Origin of the sequence: Streptomyces sp. NPDC093221, from assembly GCF_044753885.1 — a bacterium.
Taxonomy (GTDB): Bacteria; Actinomycetota; Actinomycetes; order Streptomycetales; family Streptomycetaceae; genus Actinacidiphila.
The window spans coordinates 29,096-46,614 of the sequence record NZ_JBIVOA010000012.1; the positions used below are offsets into that span (position 1 = coordinate 29,096).

The following is a 17,519-nucleotide window of genomic DNA, read 5'->3' on the forward strand; positions in this document are numbered from 1 at the left end:
CTACGTGGACACCTTCGCTCTGGTCGCGACCATCGGGGTCGCGCTCTTCTTCACGTACACCAACGGGTTCCACGACTCGGCGAACGCCATCGCCACCTCGGTGTCGACCCGCGCGCTGACCCCCAAGGCCGCGCTGGCCATGGCCGCCGTGATGAACCTCGCGGGCGCGTTCCTGGGCAGCGGCGTCGCCAAGACCGTCAGCAAGGGGCTGATCGAGACCCCCACCGGCCGCAACGGCATGGGCATCCTCTTCGCCGCGCTCGCCGGTGCGATCATCTGGAATCTGGTCACCTGGTACTTCGGTCTGCCGTCGAGTTCCAGCCACGCGCTGTTCGGCGGTCTGGTCGGCGCCGCGCTGGCCGGCGGCGTCACCGTGCACTGGTCGGGCGTGGTCGACAAGGTCATCGTCCCGATGTTCGTCTCGCCCGTGGTCGGCCTGGTCGTCGGCTATCTCGTGATGCTGGCGATCCTCTGGTTCTTCCGCCGCGCCAATCCGCACAAGGCCAAGCGCGGCTTCCGTATCGCGCAGACCGTCTCCGCGGCGGCGATGGCGCTCGGCCACGGTCTCCAGGACGCGCAGAAGACGATGGGCGTGGTCGTCCTCGCCCTGGTCATCCACGACCCGAGCAACGGGTACGGCATCCCGATCTGGGTCAAGTTCGTGTGCGCCGCGATGATGTCGCTCGGTACGTACGCGGGCGGCTGGCGGATCATGCGGACGCTGGGGCGTCGCATCATCGACCTCGACCCGCCGCAGGGCTTCGCCGCCGAGACGACGTCCGCGGGCATCCTCTACGCGACCTCGTACATCTTCCAGGCGCCGGTCTCCACGACCCACGTCATCACCTCCGCGATCATGGGCGTCGGTGCGACCAAGCGGGTCAAGGCGGTGCGCTGGGGGGTGGCCAAGAACATCGTGGCCGGATGGTTCATCACGATGCCCGCCGCCGGTCTCGTGGCCGCCATCGGCTTCTACCTGGTGCGGCTGATCTTCGGCTGACCCGTCGCGCGACCCCGGCTGCTCTCCGGCTCACCCGTCGCGCGACCCCGGCTGGTCTCCGGCTGACCCGTCGCGCGCATCAAGGCGACGCCCCCTGACATGGGTTCGGCCCCGCTTCCCGTCACCGGGAAGCGGGGCCTGCGCCTTGCGGTGGCACCGCCATGCAGCACCGCGCGGCGGTCCTGTCACCCGAAGCGGCCCGAGATGTAGTCCTCGGTGGCCTGGACCGACGGGTTGGAGAAGATGCGCTCGGTGTCGTCGATCTCTATGAGCTTGCCGGGCTGGCCGACCGCGGCCAGGTTGAAGAACGCGGTGCGGTCGGAGACACGGGCGGCCTGCTGCATGTTGTGCGTGACGATCACGATCGTGAAGCGGGTCTTCAGCTCACCGATCAGGTCCTCGATGGCCAGGGTGGAGATCGGGTCGAGCGCCGAGCACGGCTCGTCCATCAGCAGCACCTGCGGCTCGACCGCGATGGCGCGGGCGATGCACAGCCGCTGCTGCTGGCCGCCGGACAGGCCGGAACCGGGCTTGTTGAGCCGGTCCTTGACCTCGTTCCAGAGGTTGGCGCCCTTGAGGGACTTCTCGACGATGGTGTCCAGCTCGCCCTTCTTGCGGACACCGTTGAGCTTGAGGCCGGCCGCCACGTTGTCGTAGATCGACATGGTGGGGAACGGGTTCGGCCGCTGGAAGACCATGCCGACCGTGCGGCGTACGGTCACCGGGTCGACGCCCGTCCCGTACAGGTTCTCGTCGTCCAGCAGCACCTTGCCCTCGACGCGGCCGCCGGGGGTGACCTCGTGCATGCGGTTCAGGGTGCGCAGGAAGGTGGACTTGCCGCAGCCGGACGGGCCGATGAAGGCGGTCACGGTGCGGGGCTCCACGGTCATCGAGATGTCCTCGATGGCCTTGAAGGCGCTGTAGTACGCGGTGAGGCCGCTGACGTCGATTCGCTTGGCCATGGGGATCACTTCTCTTCTCAAGGTCGTCTGATGTCGGCCGCGTCAGCGACCTGCCACGCGGCGGAGCCGCTCATCGATGCTTCGGGGCCTTCCAGCGGGCGATGCCGCGGGCCACCAGGTTGAGGATCATCACGAAGGCGATGAGCACCAGAGCCGCGGCCCACGCGCGGTCGTAGCTCGGCTCGTTGCCGTTGCCGTACTGCTGGTAGATGAAGAACGGCAGCGACGACTGCGGGTCCTTGAAGGGGTCCGTGTTGATCAGGTTGCTGCCGAACACCAGCAGGGCGATCGGCGCGCTCTCGCCCGCGATGCGGGCGATGGCGAGCATGACGCCGGTGGTGATGCCGCCGATCGCGGTGGGGATGACGACCTTGACGATGGTGCGCCACTTCGGGACGCCCAGGGCGAGGGAGGCCTCGCGCAGCTCGTTCGGGATGAGCTTGAGCATTTCCTCGGTGGAGCGGACGACGATCGGCATCATCAGGATGGCCAGGGCCAGCGAGCCGGCGAAACCGGTCGCGGGGGCCTTGCCGATCAGCACGAACCACATCGAGAGGATGAACAGACCGGCCACGATCGACGGGATGCCGGTCATGACGTCGACGAAGAAGGTGACCCACTTCGCGAGCGCGCCCTTGCCGTACTCGACCAGGTAGATCGCGGTGAGTATGCCCAGCGGCGCGGCGATGACCGCGGCGATGCCGACCTGCTCCAGGGTGCCGATGATGGCGTGGTAGACGCCGCCGCCGGGCTGGATGGTCAGCACGTTGTTCATCGAGTGCGTCAGGAAGTTGACGTCGAGGACCTTGACGCCCTTGCTGATCGTCGTCTCGACCAGCGAGTAGAGCGGGATGACGGCCAGGATGAAGCTGGACCAGACGAGGCTGGTGGCCACCCGGTCCTTGGCCTGGCGGCGCCCCTCGACCTGCGCGGTGATGACGTACGAACCGGCGACGAAGAGGAGCAGCGCGATCAGGCCCCACTGGATCTTGCTGTCGAGCCCGAAGCCCGCGCCGATCGCTCCGGCGACGACGACGGCTCCGGCCGCGATGGCCAGCGGAGCCCACTTGGGGAGCTGACGGGAGGCCAGCGGCGGCGTGGCGGGAGCCTCCGCCGGGGCCGGCGGCTTGTCGTCCACGATCAGGTCGCTCATGCGTTGGCCCCCGAGTACTCCTTGCGGCGGGCGATGATCAGTCGGGCCGCGCCGTTGACCAGCAGGGTGATGAAGAAGAGCACCAGGCCGGAGGCGATCAGCGCGTCGCGGCCGAACTCGTCGGCCTCACCGAACTTGGCGACGATGTTCTGCGAGAAGGTGCCGCCGAGCGGGTCCAGGATGTGCGCGGACAGTTGCGGCGAGGCGGACAGCACGGTGGCCACCGCCATGGTCTCGCCGAGCGCGCGGCCCAGGCCCAGCATCGAGGCGCTGATGATGCCGGAGCGCGCGAAGGGCAGCACCGACAGGCGGATGACTTCCCAGCGGGTCGCGCCGAGCGCGAGCGCCGCCTCCTCGTGCATCTTGGGCACCTGGCGGATCACCTCGCGGCTGACGTTGGTGATGATCGGCAGGATCATGATCGCCAGCAGGATGCCGACGGTGAACAGCGACCGGGCGGCCGAGTTCGGGTCCTGCTTCTCGAAGATGACGGTCCAGCCGAAGTACTTGTCCAGCCAGAGGTTGAGGCCCTTGAGGTGCGGCACCAGGAAGAGCGCGCCCCACAGGCCGTAGATGATGCTGGGCACCGCGGCGAGCAGGTCGATCACGTAGGCGATCGGACCGCCCAGGCGGCGCGGTGCGTAGTGCGTGACGAACAGGGCGATGCCGACGGCGATCGGGACCGCGATGACCATCGCGATGACCGAGCTGACGACCGTGCCGTAGGCCAGTACGGCGATGCCGAACACCGGCGGGTTGAGGCTGGCGTTCCACTCGAAGGTGGTCAGGAAGTTGCCGTGGTCCTTGGAGATCGCGCTCACCGAGCGGACCGTCAGGAAGACGGCGATGGCCGCCATCACGACGAGGAGGAAGATGCCGGACCCGCGGGAGAGTCCCGCGAAGATCCGGTCGCCGGGCCGGGTGACGGTCTTCGTCTCCACCGGTGGCGCGGTAGGGGGAGGGGCGGTGGTGGTCATAGGAATTTCTCCGGTCTGGGTGGGGGACGTTCGGTCCCCCGGCGGCGGTGCACCGGATGTACGGCGGGCCCCGCGGTCGCCAGGACCGCGGGGCCCGCCGACTCGACTAGGACAGGGCGGTGATGGTGGAGCGGACCTTCGTGGCGATCTCGGTCGGCAGCGGGGCGTAGCCGGCCGCCGAGAGCTTCGCCTGACCGGCGTCGCTGGCGATGTAGGTCAGGAAGGACTTGGTGAGCGGCAGGGTGTCGGCCTTGTTGCCCTTGTCGCAGGCGATCTCGTACGTCACCAGGACGATCGGGTAGGCGTTGTCCGCCTTGGTGGTGTACGCGGCGCCCAGGTCCAGGGACAGGTCGGAACCGGTGCCGACGACCTTGGCGGAGGCGATACCGGCCGACGCGTTCTGCGAGGTGGCCTCGACCGGCGCGGAGGCACCGGTGTTGATCTTCACCGTCGGGATGGTGCTGGCGGTCGCGTAGGACAGCTCGAAGTAACCGATGGAGCCCTCGGTCTGCTTGACCAGCGCGGCGACACCGGCGGACTTCGCGGCGGCCTGGCCGCCCTTGCCCATCCACGCCTTCGCGTGCTCGTACGGCCAGTCGGCCGGAGCGGCGCCCTTCAGGTACTTGGTCAGGTTGTCCGTGGTGCCGGACTCGTCCTGGCGGTGCACGGTCTGGATCTTGGAGCTCGGCAGGGTGACACCCGGGTTGAGCTTCTTGATCGCTTCGTCGTTCCAGTTGGTGATCTTCGAGTTGAAGATCTTCGCCAGGGTGGGCGCGTCCAGAACCAGGTTGCTCACACCGGAGAGGTTGTAACCGACGGCGATCGGGCCGCCGACCATCGGGATGCTGATGCCCTGGCCGTTGGTGCAGACCTTCTTCGAGGCGGTGACCTCTTCGGGCTTCAGCGGGGAGTCGGAGCCCGCGAAGGCGTCCGTGCCCTGGTTGAAGTCGACGATGCCCTCACCGGAGGACGAGGTCTTGTAGTTGATCGTCGCGCCCGAGCAGGCCTGCTGGTAGTCCTTGACCCACGACTCGATCGCGTTCTGCTGGGCACTGGAGCCGGAGGCCAGGATCTGGCCCTTCTCACAGGCGATGCCGCTCGCGTTGGCGCTGCTGTCGGACGAGCTGGCCGAGGCGCTGCCGCTGGGCGTGGACGTGGAGTCGTTGTTGTTGTCCGAACCACAGGCGCTCAGGACCAGCGCGCCGGTAATCGCGACCGCGCCGACGGTCAGGGCCCGCAGCCCGTTCTTACGCTGAAGCTTCACCTTCGTGTGTTCCTTCCAAAAGCCCGCCGGTGGACGGCGAAGCAGAGGGTTATGGGTTCTGCATCCACCCGGCGTCGCGTGATGCTCACCGGTAAGCCCGAAATTAGGCAGATGAAGTGAAGCGACCGACGGAAGGGAGTGAACGCCAGGTGAACCTCGTCTATCAGGGTGGTGCCGCTACGCGCGTTACGCGCGCCGTGGTGACGAAGTGGTATCCGGGGCTGTCGTTGTGTCACAAAGGAACACGGGCAGGTCACGGGGGTGACACGGGCCGGTTACGGCCGCCGGGCGGGCCGATCGGCACGCGGTGGTACGCCGGTTCACCGGCCGTCCACCCGCTCGGGTGCCCGCTCGTGCCCCCGCTCGGGCCCCGCGAGCCGGTGCGGGCGGCCCGATGAGCCCGCTGTGGGACCGCTCCGCCGACCGCCGTCAGCCCGCCAGCGCGTGCAGCAGGGCGTCCACGAGGGGCCGGTCGCGGTCGTGGGTGAGCCTGCGGCGGGCAGCGGAGGGCGGCAGCCAGATCATCCGGTCCACCTCGTCGTTGGGGACGAAGGAGCCCTCCCACGCCTCGGCCGCCCAGTAGCGGACCTCCTTGGGGCGGCCGTCCACCAGATAGCGCGACGTCGGCAGCGGGGCGCCGAGTGAGCAGCCCAGGCCGGTCTCCTCACGGGTCTCGCGCAGCGCGGCGGCAGGGAACTCCTCGCCGCGCTTCAGCTTGCCCTTCGGCAGGCTCCAGTCGTCGTAACGCGGCCGGTGCACCAGCGCCAGTTCGATCCCGCCGTGGTACGGCGAGACGCGCCACAGCACGACGCCCGCCGCCCGTACGGTCGTTCCGCTCTTGTCGCCCGCGCGTTTCATTCCGTGCGCGCCCCCGGTACGGAATTCGGCCCAGGGCCCGGTACGGGTCCCGGTGCGGACCCCGGCGCGGCACTCGCTGCGGGACCGGGCGGACCGGGCCGAGAGGCGCCAGAGCCCGGCTGCCACAGCCGCGAGAAGGCGAAACGCGCGGCTTCCACCTCGTGCCGCTGGTCGGCGTGGAGCACGCCCAGCGCGTACGCGGTCGCCGGAGCTATGCGCGGGGTGCGGGCCGCCGCCGCGACGGCCGCCGCGCACTCGGCCGCCTCGCGGTGCCTGGCCAGCAGCACGGCCGCCTCGGCCAGCCGCTGCGCCGCCGCCTCGCCGTCCGGGTCGATGCCCCGGCAGACCTCGGCCGCGTAACGGCTCAGCCGCAGCAGCACCCGCACCTGGTGCCAGGGGGAGTCCTGGAGGTCGGCCGTCAGCTCGGTGCCGAGCGCCGCCTGGACGGCCTCCGCGTTGTACGGGTGCGCCGCGCGCAGCAGCGGCAGCGCGCCCGCCGCGTCGGCCAGCCGCCGGTCGGCCTGGGCGGCGAGCGGCGGCAGTACGGTCGCGGCCGGTCCCTCGGCCGCCGCGGTCAGCGGCACCTCGGAGGCCAGGACGGCGATGTTGTCCGCGAGCGCGTGGAAACGCGAGGAGCCCATCGCCTGGAGCGTCGCCGAGTGCGCCCGGGTACGGGCCAGGGTGAGCTGCCGCTCCAGGAGCGCCCCGGCGCGCGCGGCGCCCAGCGCCAGCGGACCGCTCCCGGCCGGGGGCGGCGGGACCGCGGGCGCGGGCGGCCCCGGGACGTCGCCGGTGTCCGCGGGGGCCTTGCCGCCGGCGTCCGGGTCCGCGGCGGCCGACAGCCGCCGCAGCGCCTCCAGCAGCCGCGCCAGCCGGGCGGTGTACTGCGGCTCGCGGGCCAAGGTGGTGGCCAGCCAGCCCAGTTCGGCGCGGAGCGACTCGGCCCACACCGGGTCGGTCAGCGGCGCGTAGATGTGCAGGACCCCGCCGATCCGCCGGGCGCTGGCCCGCAGCAGTTCGTCGGCGTCGCCCTCGTGCTCGCCCCGCAGGCTCAGGGCCCGCAGGAAGGCGGTGGCCTGGTCGTGCAGATAGCGCGCGAGGGTGCCGCCCGCCGTACCGCCGGGCGGGCCCGCGGGCGCCGGGCCCGCGTCGGCCGTGGGCGCCGCGGCCGTCCGCGACTGCTGTGTACGCGCTTGCGCCGTACGTGTCCCCGTCGTGCCGCCCGGTGCGGGGGCGGCGGCCGGTGGGCCCGGGTCGCCGCTCCCCGCGGGGGTCAGCGGGGGGCTGTCAGGTAGCTGCTGCTGGGCCACGCCGGCGCCTCCGGGCGTCGATGAGCATCTCCTGGACATTGCGCAGCGGCTTCCCGTCCGGGTCGGTGCTGTGCCGGGTCCAATTACCGTCCGCCGCCAGGTGCCAGGAGGAGGTCGTGTCCGACATCCCGTCCTCCAGCAGGCGGTTGAGGGTGGCGCGGTGGGTCGGGTCGGCGACCCTGACCAGCGCCTCGATGCGGCGGTCGAGGTTACGGTGCATCATGTCGGCGCTGCCGAACCAGACTTCGGTCTCGCCGCCGTTGCCGAACGCGAACACCCGCGAGTGTTCGAGGAAGCGTCCGAGCACGCTGCGGACCTTGATGTTCTCGGACAGACCGGCGACGCCCGGCCGTACCGCGCAGATCCCGCGCACCCAGATGTCCACCGGGACCCCGGCCTGCGAGGCGCGGTAGAGCGCGTCGATGATCTGCTCGTCGACGATCGAGTTCACCTTCAGCCGGACATACGCCGGACGCCCGGCGCGCTGGTGCGCGATCTCCTCCATGATCCGGGAGATCAGGCCGTCGCGCAGACTGCGCGGCGCGACCAGCAGCCGGTTGTAGACCTCGCGGCGCGAGTAGCCGGACAGCCGGTTGAACAGGTGCGACAGATCCGCGCCCACCTGTGGGTCGGCCGTCAGCAGACCGAGGTCCTCGTACAGCCGGGCCGTCTTCGGGTGGTAGTTGCCGGTGCCGACGTGGCTGTAGCGGCGCAGGGTGTCGTCCTCCTGGCGGACCACCAGCGACAGCTTGCAGTGCGTCTTGAGGCCGACCAGGCCGTACACGACATGGCAGCCCGCCTCCTCCAGCTTGCGCGCCCACTTGATGTTGGCCTGCTCGTCGAAGCGCGCCTTCAGCTCGACCAGCACCAGCACCTGCTTGCCCGCCTCGGCCGCGTCGATCAGCGCGTCGACGATCGGCGAGTCGCCCGACGTCCGGTACAGCGTCTGCTTGATCGCCAGGACGTCGGGGTCGGCGGCGGCCTGGTCGAGGAACGCCTGCACGGAGGTGGAGAAGGAGTCGTACGGGTGGTGCAGCAGCACGTCCCGGCGGCGCAGCGCCGCGAAGATGTCGGGCGCCGACGCGGACTCGACCTCCGCCAGGTCGCGGTGGGTGCCCGCCACGAACTTCTGGTACTTCAGCTCGGGGCGGTCCAGGCCCGCGATGGCGAACAGCCCGGTCAGGTCCAGCGGACCCGGCAGCGGATACACCTCGTTGTGCTTCATCTTCAGCTCGTGCACCAGCAGGTCGAGCACGCGCGGGGCGATGGACTCCTCGACCTCCAGGCGGACCGGCGGGCCGAAGCGGCGGCGCATGAGTTCCTTCTCCAGCGCCTGGAGCAGGTTCTCGCCGTCGTCCTCCTCCACTTCCAGGTCCTCGTTGCGCGTGACCCGGAACATGTGGTGGTCGAGCACCTCCATGCCGGGGAACAGCTCCTCCAGGTGCGCGGCGATCACGTCCTCCAGCGGCACGTACCGCTGCGGGCCCGCCTCCAGGAAGCGCGACAGGATCGGCGGCACCTTCACCCGCGCGAAGTGCTCGTTGCCCGAGACCGGATTCCGTACCACCACCGCCAGATTCAGCGACAGACCCGAGATGTACGGGAACGGGTGCGCCGGGTCGACGGCCAGCGGGGTCAGCACCGGGAAGATCTGCTGCCGGAACAGCGTGAACAGCCGCGCCTGCTCCTTCTCGGTCAGCTCGTGCCAGCGGATGACGTGGATGCCCTCGTCCGCGAGCTGCGGCGCCACGTCGTTCTGGAAGCAGGCCGCGTGCCTGGCCATCAGCTCCCGCGACCTGGTCAGGATCAGGTCCAGCACTTCGCGCGGCTGGGCGCCGGACGCCGAGCGGGTCGCGACACCGGTCGCGATACGCCGCTTCAGGCCCGCGACCCTGACCATGAAGAACTCGTCCAGGTTGCTGGCGAATATCGCCAGGAAGTTAGCCCGTTCGAGGAGCGGGGTCGCCGGGTCCTCGGCCAGCTCGAGCACCCGCTCGTTGAACGCCAGCCAGCTGCGTTCGCGGTCCAGGAAGCGGCCCTGCGGCAATTCCTCACCGAATTCCTCGCTCGCCTCGCCCAGGCTCGACGATCCCGGGTCCGGATTCGGTACGACGCGGGGGCGGAACGTCCCGGACGCCAACGACTGCTGGGGCTGGGCGGGAAAACTGGGGTGATTCGTCTGGGCCATGGGATGCGAGCCCTCCTCCTGGTCCGGCACGGGGCGGCCTGCGGCCGGCTCGGGGCGACCGTGGGCCGTCGGTCCATTGTCCCGTGTACCCGAGGGTTTCGGCAGGTCGGGCGGGGGAGGGGGTGCGGGGGCAGCGGGCTGCATCCTGCGATGCTCGCAAGCGAGGTTGAATCGCCGGTAACGAGAGCGTTGCCGTCAGGCAAGCGGGACGCTTCCAGCGGGGGTGCCCTCGAAGCACGGCTCGCGCCCCGTCCGAACCCTCCGGTCCGCCCCCTCCACCTCCACCTCCACCTCGCGCAGGTGAGCCCCTTCCCCTGGGCGCGGCCCCGCGGGTCCCCTGCCGGGGGGTGGGCCGCTCTTTCCAGGGGCCGCCCCTGGACGGTTCTTCTGCCGGGGGCCGATCTTTTCAGGGGCGCGCCCTGGGGCGGTTCTTCTGCCGGGCGCCGGCCCCGTGTTTTTTGGGGCGCGGCCCGGGGGGGCTTCTGCCGGGGGGTGGGCCGATCTTTTAGGGGCGCGGCCCCGGGGCGGTTCTTCTGCCGGGGCGGCACGCCGTGTAGTTAGGGGCGCGGGGAACTGCGCGCTCAGCCCGCGCGGTGGCGCGGGTGATGAACCGGCCCCAGCGGGGCAGATGCGGTTGTTTTCGGGCTGACAGCCCGGTGGGGGCTGGTCGCGCAGTTCCCCGCGCCCCTAAAAAAACAGGCCGTGCGCGGGGTGGAGGCACTGGGGGCGCGCCCCCAGAAGGGCAGGCCGTGCGGGGGGTGGACCCAAGGGGGGCGCGCCCCCCGGAAGGGCAGGCCCTGCGGGGGCGGCTTAGGTTTCGGTGCGGTACATGAGGTCGACCTCGTGGGTGGTGAAGCCGAGGCGTTCGTAGACGGAGAGGGCGGCGGGGTTGTCGGCGTCGACGTAGAGCAGGGCGGCGGGAAGGCGGCGGTCACGGGCGAGGTGGCGGAGCCCGACGGCGGTGAGGGCGCGGCCGAGGCCGGAACCCTGCTCGGCGGGGAGGACGCCGACGACGTAGACCTCGCCGAGCCCTTCGGGGTGGACTTTGGTCCAGTGGAAGCCGACGAGGTCCTCGCCGCGGAAGGCGAGGAAGAAGCCGGCGGGGTCGAACCAGGGCTCGGCGAGGCGGTCGGAGAGGTCGCGCTGGGTGAGGGAGCCCTGCTCGGGGTGGTGGGCGAAGGCGGCGGCGTTGACGGCGAGCCACGCGGCGTCGTCGCGCCCGGGGACGAAGGTGCGGACGGTGATGCCGTCGGGCAGCCGCGGCTCGGGCAGGTCGGCGGCGTCCGGGGTCAGGGGCCGCCGCATCTGCCGCAGCTCGCGGAAGAGCTTGAGGCCGAGCTGGACGGCGAGGTGCCGGGCGGCGGGGTGCCCGCCGTGGGCCCAGACGCGTACGCGCCTGCCGGTGGCGTCCAGAAGGGCCGCGGCCAGGGTGCGGCCGTGGCCACGGGAGCGCCGCGCGGGGTGGACGACGAGTTCGGCGGAGGGCGCCTCGACCGGGTCCGAGCCGTCGATCTGCGCGTATCCGGTGAGGTCGGCCCCGGCGCCGTCGCCCCCCTCGGCCCCGTCCTGTCCAGGCGTCCACAGCAGCAGGTGACGGACGCCCTCGCGCGCGCCGCCGCGCACATGGAGCCGTCCGCTCTCGGAGACGGCGGGCTGCCCGTCCGCGGCGGTCGCCGCCCCGATCAGGCCGAGCACCGCTTCGGCGGTGTCAGCGGGCAGTTCTGTCAGGGCCTCGATCCGCGCGTCGGTCATGCGGAGATCGTACGGCGGGTGCCCCCGGCATCGGCGGCGGCGGGTGCCCGCGGAGCCGAAAGCGTCGGTCAGGCCGAGACCGTACGGCGGGCGGCCTCGGCGTCGGCGGGGGCGGCGCGGCGGGGGATCGGGATGAGGACGGCGGAGACGCAGGTCGTGGCGGCGGCGAGGGCGAAGCCGGGCCAGTAGGCGGTGGCCGAGATGACGGCGGCCATGACCGGCGGGACGACGGCGGCGGTCAGATTCTGGCCGGTGTTGTGGACCCCGAGGGCGCGACCCGACCAGGCGGGGCCCGCGTGCTCGGCGGTGGAAGTGAAGGACAGGCCGTTGGTGCTTGAGGTGATCGCGATGGCGGCGACCAGCAGCACGGGGGTCAGCGGGGAGGGGAAGGCGGTGCTCACGGCGGTGGCGGCCACCACGGCGGCGGTCAGGACGGCGAGCTGCCGCATCGGCCGCAGCCGGTCGCCGACCCGGTCCGACCAGCGGCCGACCAGGATGCGGGACACCGCGCCCAGACCTTGGGCGACGGCGATGAGCTGCCCGGCGTGCACCGGCGACCAGCCGCGTACGTCGACCAGCAGCACCAGCGCGAAGGCCCCCGCGGTGAACTGCGGGATCACCAGCAGCGCGGCCGACCCGTGGATGCGGGGCAGCAGCCGCGAGCCGCGGTACGGGTTCGGCGCGGGGCCCGCCGCGGCGGCCTCGGCGCGCGCCGGGTCGGCGGCGAAGACCGCGATCAGCACGGCGATGACGGCGCAGATCGCGGCGAGGAAGCCGAAGGCGCCGCGCAGCCCGTGCGCGGCGGCCAGCGGCGGCATGGCGAGGGCGGCCACGCCCATGCCGAGCGGGGTGGAGGTCTGCCGGATGCCCATGGCCAGCCCGCGCTCCTCGGCGGAGAACCAGCCCATCACCAGGCGTCCGCTGGCCGAGTAGACCGAGGCGCCGGACGCGCCCGCCAGCACCAGCAGCGCGCCGAGCGCGACCATGCCGTGCGCGGCCCAGGCGGCCCCGCCGAGGGCGCCGGCCGCGATGCCGAGGCCGAGCGCGATCACCACCCGCTCGCCCCACCGGTCGGCCGCCGCGCCCCACAGATAGAGCGCGAGCACCAGCCCCGCGGTCGGGCACGCCACCAGGAAACCGACCCGCGTGAGGCTCAGCCCCTGCTGTCCGCGCAGCTCGTCGGCCAGATACGGGACCCCGTACACGAAGGCGCAGGCCGCGGTCTGCGCGGCCGTTCCCAGCGCCAGCATGATCCAACGACGCACGTCGGAAGCACCTCCTCGGTGAGTGGGTGGTGCATCCAACTATGGCGGCTGCTCCGCAGTTTGAGACAGTTCGTTTCGCATCGTGAGACTCGGTACGGCGACATCGCGCCACCGGGCCTCACCCGGACGATCCCGGCCCACCGGGCGGTAACCGGGTCTTAACCCCCGCCCCCCTGCCGCGCTACGCGCGTTGACTCTATGCTGCCCTCCGCGTGACCCGTATTTGACCAGTTGTTGACTTCATCTGACGGCGGCTGACCCCAGCCGACGCCAGTCCTTGATCCGAGGGGATCCATGTCTCTGACGCGCAGAATCTCCGTCGCGGCCGTCGGGCTCGTGGCCGTCGGCGCGCTTGTCGCGGCCGGGCCCGCCCAGCACGGTGGCGGCCACGACCGGCCCGGCCACCCCGGAAAGCCGGGCCACGGGCAGTCCGGCAACACGGTCGACCTCCAGTTGCTGACGATCAACGACTTCCACGGCAATCTGGAGCCCCCGGCCGGCTCCTCCGGCCGCGTCACCGAGCAGCAGGCCGACGGCACCGTCAAGACCATCGACGCCGGTGGCGTCGAGTACCTGGCGACCAGCCTGCGCAACGCCCGCAAGGGCCACGACCGTTCGCTGACCGTCGCCGCGGGCGACCTGGTCGGCGCGAGCCCGCTGCTGTCCGGCCTCTTCCACGACGAGCCCACCGTCGAGGCGATGAACAAGATCGGCCTCGACGTCACCGGCGTCGGCAACCACGAGTTCGACGAGGGCAAGGACGAACTGCTCCGTCTCCAGAACGGCGGCTGCCACCCGGTCGAGGGCTGTTACGAGAAGGGCAAGAAGTTCAAGGGCGCCGACTACCCGATCCTGTCGGCGAACGTCGTCAACGAGAAGACCGGCCGCCCGCTGCTCGCCCCGTACACGATCAAGAACGTCAAGGGCGTCCGCGTCGGCTTCATCGGCGTCACGCTCAAGGGCACCCCGAACATCGTCACCGCGTCCGGTGTGAAGGGCCTGAAGTTCCTCGACGAGGCCGAGACGGTCAACAAGTACACGGCCGAACTGCGCAAGCGGGGCGTCAAGTCGGTCGTCGCGCTGATCCACGAGGGCGGCTTCCCGGTCTCCGGCAACTACAACTACGACTGCGACAGCGGCGGTCCCGGCACCGGCATCTCCGGTCCGATCGTGGACATCGCGAAGAAGATCTCGCCGGACGTCGACGCGCTGGTCACCGGCCACACCCACAACGCGTACGTCTGCACCATCCCCGACCCGGCGGGCAAGCCCCGGCTGGTCACCAGCGCCTCGTCCTTCGGGCGGCTCTACACCGAGCTGGACATGAAGGTCGACAAGCGCACCGGCGACATCGTGCGCACCTCGGTCAAGGGCAGCAACCACGTCGTGGACCGCGTCCAGCCCAAGGCCGCCGACATGACCTCGCTAATCACCCGCTGGAACGCGCTGGCCGCCCCGATCGCCAACCGCACCGTCGGCTGGATCAGCGGCGACATCGCCCGCACCGGCACCAACGAGACGCCGCTGGGCGACCTCATCGCCGACGCGCAGCTCGAATACGCCAAGACCCTCGACCCGACCACGCAGATCGCGTTCATGAACCCCGGCGGCATCCGCACCGACCTGGTCTACGCGGCCTCCGGCAACGAGGGCGACGGCGTCGTCACCTACGCCGAGGGCTTCGCCGTACAGCCGTTCAGCAACACCGTGAACCTGGAGACGCTGACCGGCGCGCAGCTCGTGACCGCGCTCCAGCAGCAGGTCAGCGGGCCGAACGAGGCGGCGACGAAGATCCTCCAGATTTCGGCCGGGCTCACCTACACGCTCGACCTGACCAAGTCCGGCGCGGCGCGCGTCGTCGCGGACTCCGTCAAGCTCAACGGCGCCCCGATCGACCCCGCCGCCAACTACCGCGTCGCGATGAACAACTTCCTGACCGGCGGCGGCGACGGCTTCCCCGTCCTCGCCCAGGGCACGTCCCTGCTGATCGGCGGCGACGACCTGGCCGCCTTCGCCACCTACCTGACCGCCCACTCCACGGCCGCGGCGCCCCTCGCCCCGCCCGCCGCCGACCGGGTCACCGTCATCAAGTAGGGCTCAGAGCACGGTCATTCGTCGAAACCGGCGAATACGGTCGAGCCGCCGGACGACACGGCGGGCCCCTCGGGCGGCGCGGTCGGCGCTCCCGGCAGCCGGAGGGCGGCGAGCGTGCCGCCCCCCGGCGCCCGGGTCAGCGCGACCTCGCCGCCCGACTGCTGCACCGTGCGCGCCACGATCGACAGCCCGAGCCCGCTGCCCGGCAGCGACCGCGCCGACGGCGACCGCCAGAACCGCTCGAAGACATGCGGCAGTTCGTCCTCCGGGATGCCCGGCCCGTGATCGCGTACGGTGAGCTGCCCGTCGGCCAGCCGCACCTCGATCCCGCCGCCGGGCGGGCTGAACTTCACCGCGTTGTCCAGCAGATTGACGATCGCCCGCTCCAACGCGGCGGGCTCCGCCCGCACATACCAGGGCGCCAGCTCCGCGCTGATCTTCAGGTCGGGCCCGCGCAGCCGCGCACGCTCCAGCGCCGTCTCCGCGCTCTCGTGCAGCGCCACCACCTCAAGGGTCGGTACGGCGTCCGGCCGGGACAGCTCCTGCAAGTCGCCGATCAGCGAGGCCAGTTCGGTCATCTGCGCTTTCACCGACGCCATCAGCGCCTTCCGGTCCTCCGGCGGGATCGCCCGGCCGGTGGCCTCACTGCGCTCCAACAGCTCGATGTTGGTCCGCAACGACGTGAGCGGCGTGCGCAGTTCGTGCCCCGCGTCCGCGATGAGCTGCTGCTGCCGGTCGCGCGACGACGCCAGCGCGGCCGTCATCGCGTTGAACGACGCGCTGAGCCGGGCGATCTCGTCCTCGCCCTCCACCGGGATGTTGACGTTCAGATCCTCGGTGCGGGCGATGTGCTCGACGGTCTCGGTCAGCCGGTCCACCGGCCGCAGCCCCGTCCGCGCGATCCACAGCCCCGCGCTCGCCGCGCCGACCACGCCGATCCCGGCGACGGCCAGCAGGACCCAGGCCAGGGTGGTCAGCGGGCGGTCGACATCGCTCAGCGGCCGGGCCACGGAAATCGCCGCCGGCTGGAGATTGATCCGTGCCTGTGAGGTGTAGACGCGCAGCTTCTGGCCGTTGGGCGCGGTCACCGTGTGGAGGGCGTCGCGTCGCTGGCCGTCCGCGACCGCGTGGTCGGCGGGGCCGACGGGGATGGTCGTACGGCCCTGCACCCAGCAGGGCGTGCCGTCGGAGAGCACCACCTGGGCCAGGGTGTTGGTGGTGATGAAGCCGACGGAGCCGCCGTTGGCGCCCTGCGTGCTGTTCATCGCCGGAACGCTCGACTGGCAGCCCTGGGTGTTGAGCGTGCGCGAGATCTGCTGTACCGGCACGATGTCCGGCTGGCGCAGCGACTTGTCCAGCTCGCTCATGAGCTGGTCGCGCACCAGCAGCCAGCAGACCAGCGACACCACCGCCACCGCCACGGCCACCGCCGCCGCGGTGAGGATGGTGAGCCGGGACCTCAGGGGGAGCCGCTTCACGCGTGGCCGCCGTCCGGGGCGCGCAGGACGTACCCCACTCCTCGTACCGTGTGGACGAGCCGTCGCATGCCGCCCGCCTCGGTCTTGCGCCGCAGGTACATGACGTAGACGTCGAGGGAGTTGGACGAGGGCTCGAAGTCGAAGCCCCAGACGGACTTGAGGATCTGCTCGCGGGTGAGGACCTGGCGCGGGTGGGTGAGGAAGAGCTCCAGCAGGGTGTACTCGGTCCGGGTCAGCTCGACCGGGCGCCCGTCCCTGGTGACCTCGCGGGTGGTGGTGTCCATCCGCAGATCGGCGAAGGTGAGCGCGTGGCCGCCACCGTCGCCTTCGTGGCCGACGGTGGCGTAGGAACTGCGCCGCAGCAGGGCTCTGAGCCGGGCCAGCAGCTCGTCCAGCTCGAAGGGCTTGACGAGGTAGTCGTCGGCGCCCGCGTCGAGGCCGGTGACGCGGTCGCCGACGGTGTCCCGCGCGGTGAGCATGAGGATCGGGGTGGTCACTCCGGTGGCGCGCAGCCGCCGCGCCGTGGTGAGGCCGTCCATGCGCGGCATGAGGACGTCGAGCACGATCGCGTCGGGGCGGTACGCCTCCGCCTGGTCGAGGGCGGCGAGCCCGTCCGCGGCCAGGGCGGTGTCGTACCCCTCGAAGGCGAGGCTGCGGCGCAGGGCCTCCCGTACGGCGGGCTCGTCGTCCACGATCAGGATGCGGGCGGGGGCCTCGCCGCTGTCGCCGGGGCTCATGGTGTCGGGTACCTCACTGATGGACATCGGAATGGTGCCGGAACTCTCTCAGCGTCGCACGGCGCGCGTCCCGCGTCGTGCGGTCCCGCGGTGCGCGCGGCTCACGGGTTTCGCGGAGGCGGAGACCTCGGCGGGGCGCGGGGCCGACTCCCGCCGGACGGCCCGGTCCGCCGCCGCGTCGCGGGCCGCGCCGGCGGCGATGTGGGCGAGCGGCAGGTCGAGATCGGCGGGCCCGGTGGCGACGGCCGCGCTGTGCGGACTCCAGGAGACGGCGGCACTGAGGGCGCGGCGCAGCCGGTTGGCGCTGACGGTGAGGGTGCTGCTGCTCATGGCGTTCTCCCAGGGTGGTTCGGGGTGGTGCCGTTCTTTCCGGAGGGGCGGGGGGACGGACGGTTGGTGAGGCGGAGAGTCGGTGATGCGGAGGGTCGGGTGAGGCCGAGAGGCGAGGGCGGCCCCTCAGCGGTTCCGCGTCCCGCGGTCC

General features: G+C 71.5%; 14 protein-coding genes. 2 read left to right on the forward strand and 12 right to left on the reverse strand.

Going from position 1 to position 17,519, the window contains the following annotated elements; translation table 11 throughout:
* Positions 1–4: 4 nt before the first annotated feature.
* On the forward strand, positions 5–1,000 hold the full coding sequence (locus ACIQCJ_RS32715; RefSeq protein ID WP_355341853.1) for an inorganic phosphate transporter: 996 nt from the start codon (positions 5–7) through the stop codon (positions 998–1,000).
* 185 nt (positions 1,001–1,185) lie between these two features.
* Here the strand turns inward: ACIQCJ_RS32715 and pstB are convergent, their stop codons facing one another.
* From pstB to ACIQCJ_RS32760, 9 genes are all read right to left on the reverse strand, one after another.
* Positions 1,186–1,962 carry a phosphate ABC transporter ATP-binding protein PstB gene (gene pstB / locus ACIQCJ_RS32720; RefSeq protein ID WP_188285540.1) on the reverse strand — a complete coding sequence of 259 codons (777 nt, stop codon included), beginning with the start codon at positions 1,960–1,962 and terminating at the stop codon, positions 1,186–1,188.
* A 70-nt stretch (positions 1,963–2,032) separates the two neighbouring features.
* Positions 2,033–3,115, reverse strand: a complete 1,083-nt coding sequence (pstA, locus tag ACIQCJ_RS32725; RefSeq protein WP_355341857.1) for a phosphate ABC transporter permease PstA — start codon at positions 3,113–3,115, stop codon at positions 2,033–2,035.
* Positions 3,112–4,092, reverse strand: a complete 981-nt coding sequence (gene pstC / locus ACIQCJ_RS32730) for a phosphate ABC transporter permease subunit PstC (protein WP_401856732.1) — start codon at positions 4,090–4,092, stop codon at positions 3,112–3,114. The genes pstA and pstC overlap by 4 nt, the downstream gene beginning before the upstream one ends.
* 106 nt (positions 4,093–4,198) lie before the next feature.
* A complete protein-coding gene (gene pstS / locus ACIQCJ_RS32735; RefSeq protein WP_355341863.1) occupies positions 4,199–5,356 on the reverse strand; it encodes a phosphate ABC transporter substrate-binding protein PstS in 1,158 nt (385 codons plus the stop codon).
* Between the two features lie 429 nt (positions 5,357–5,785).
* Positions 5,786–6,214: an NUDIX hydrolase gene (locus tag ACIQCJ_RS32740; RefSeq protein ID WP_355341866.1), complete on the reverse strand. Its 429-nt coding sequence runs from the start codon at positions 6,212–6,214 to the stop codon at positions 5,786–5,788.
* The gene (locus tag ACIQCJ_RS32745) at positions 6,211–7,524 is read right to left on the reverse strand and encodes a CHAD domain-containing protein (RefSeq protein WP_402713456.1); all 1,314 of its coding nucleotides are present in this window, start codon (positions 7,522–7,524) and stop codon (positions 6,211–6,213) included. Before ACIQCJ_RS32745 ends, ACIQCJ_RS32740 begins: the two co-directional genes overlap by 4 nt.
* Positions 7,502–9,712 (reverse strand): RNA degradosome polyphosphate kinase, encoded by a 2,211-nt coding sequence (locus ACIQCJ_RS32750; RefSeq protein WP_355341872.1) that lies wholly within the window; start codon positions 9,710–9,712, stop codon positions 7,502–7,504. Before ACIQCJ_RS32750 ends, ACIQCJ_RS32745 begins: the two co-directional genes overlap by 23 nt.
* Before the next feature lie 810 nt (positions 9,713–10,522).
* A complete protein-coding gene (mshD, locus tag ACIQCJ_RS32755) occupies positions 10,523–11,464 on the reverse strand; it encodes a mycothiol synthase (protein ID WP_402713458.1) in 942 nt (313 codons plus the stop codon).
* 68 nt (positions 11,465–11,532) lie between these two features.
* Positions 11,533–12,729 carry an MFS transporter gene (locus tag ACIQCJ_RS32760; protein WP_391049747.1) on the reverse strand — a complete coding sequence of 399 codons (1,197 nt, stop codon included), beginning with the start codon at positions 12,727–12,729 and terminating at the stop codon, positions 11,533–11,535.
* A gap of 294 nt (positions 12,730–13,023) precedes the next feature.
* Between ACIQCJ_RS32760 and ACIQCJ_RS32765 the strand changes: the two genes are divergently transcribed.
* Positions 13,024–14,823 carry a bifunctional metallophosphatase/5'-nucleotidase gene (locus ACIQCJ_RS32765; RefSeq protein WP_402713460.1) on the forward strand — a complete coding sequence of 600 codons (1,800 nt, stop codon included), beginning with the start codon at positions 13,024–13,026 and terminating at the stop codon, positions 14,821–14,823.
* A 14-nt stretch (positions 14,824–14,837) separates the two neighbouring features.
* On the opposite strand, the gene ACIQCJ_RS32770 is transcribed toward ACIQCJ_RS32765, so the two are convergent.
* The 3 genes from ACIQCJ_RS32770 to ACIQCJ_RS32780 are packed head-to-tail and all read right to left on the reverse strand — an operon-like array spanning position 14,838 to position 17,368.
* The gene (locus ACIQCJ_RS32770; protein WP_355341884.1) at positions 14,838–16,301 is read right to left on the reverse strand and encodes a HAMP domain-containing sensor histidine kinase; all 1,464 of its coding nucleotides are present in this window, start codon (positions 16,299–16,301) and stop codon (positions 14,838–14,840) included.
* Positions 16,298–17,038, reverse strand: coding sequence for a response regulator (locus tag ACIQCJ_RS32775; protein ID WP_391049797.1), 741 nt, complete (start codon positions 17,036–17,038; stop codon positions 16,298–16,300). The genes ACIQCJ_RS32770 and ACIQCJ_RS32775 overlap by 4 nt, the downstream gene beginning before the upstream one ends.
* A 48-nt stretch (positions 17,039–17,086) precedes the next feature.
* Positions 17,087–17,368, reverse strand: coding sequence for a hypothetical protein (locus ACIQCJ_RS32780; RefSeq protein WP_391049745.1), 282 nt, complete (start codon positions 17,366–17,368; stop codon positions 17,087–17,089).
* Between the last annotated feature and the right edge of the window lie 151 nt (positions 17,369–17,519).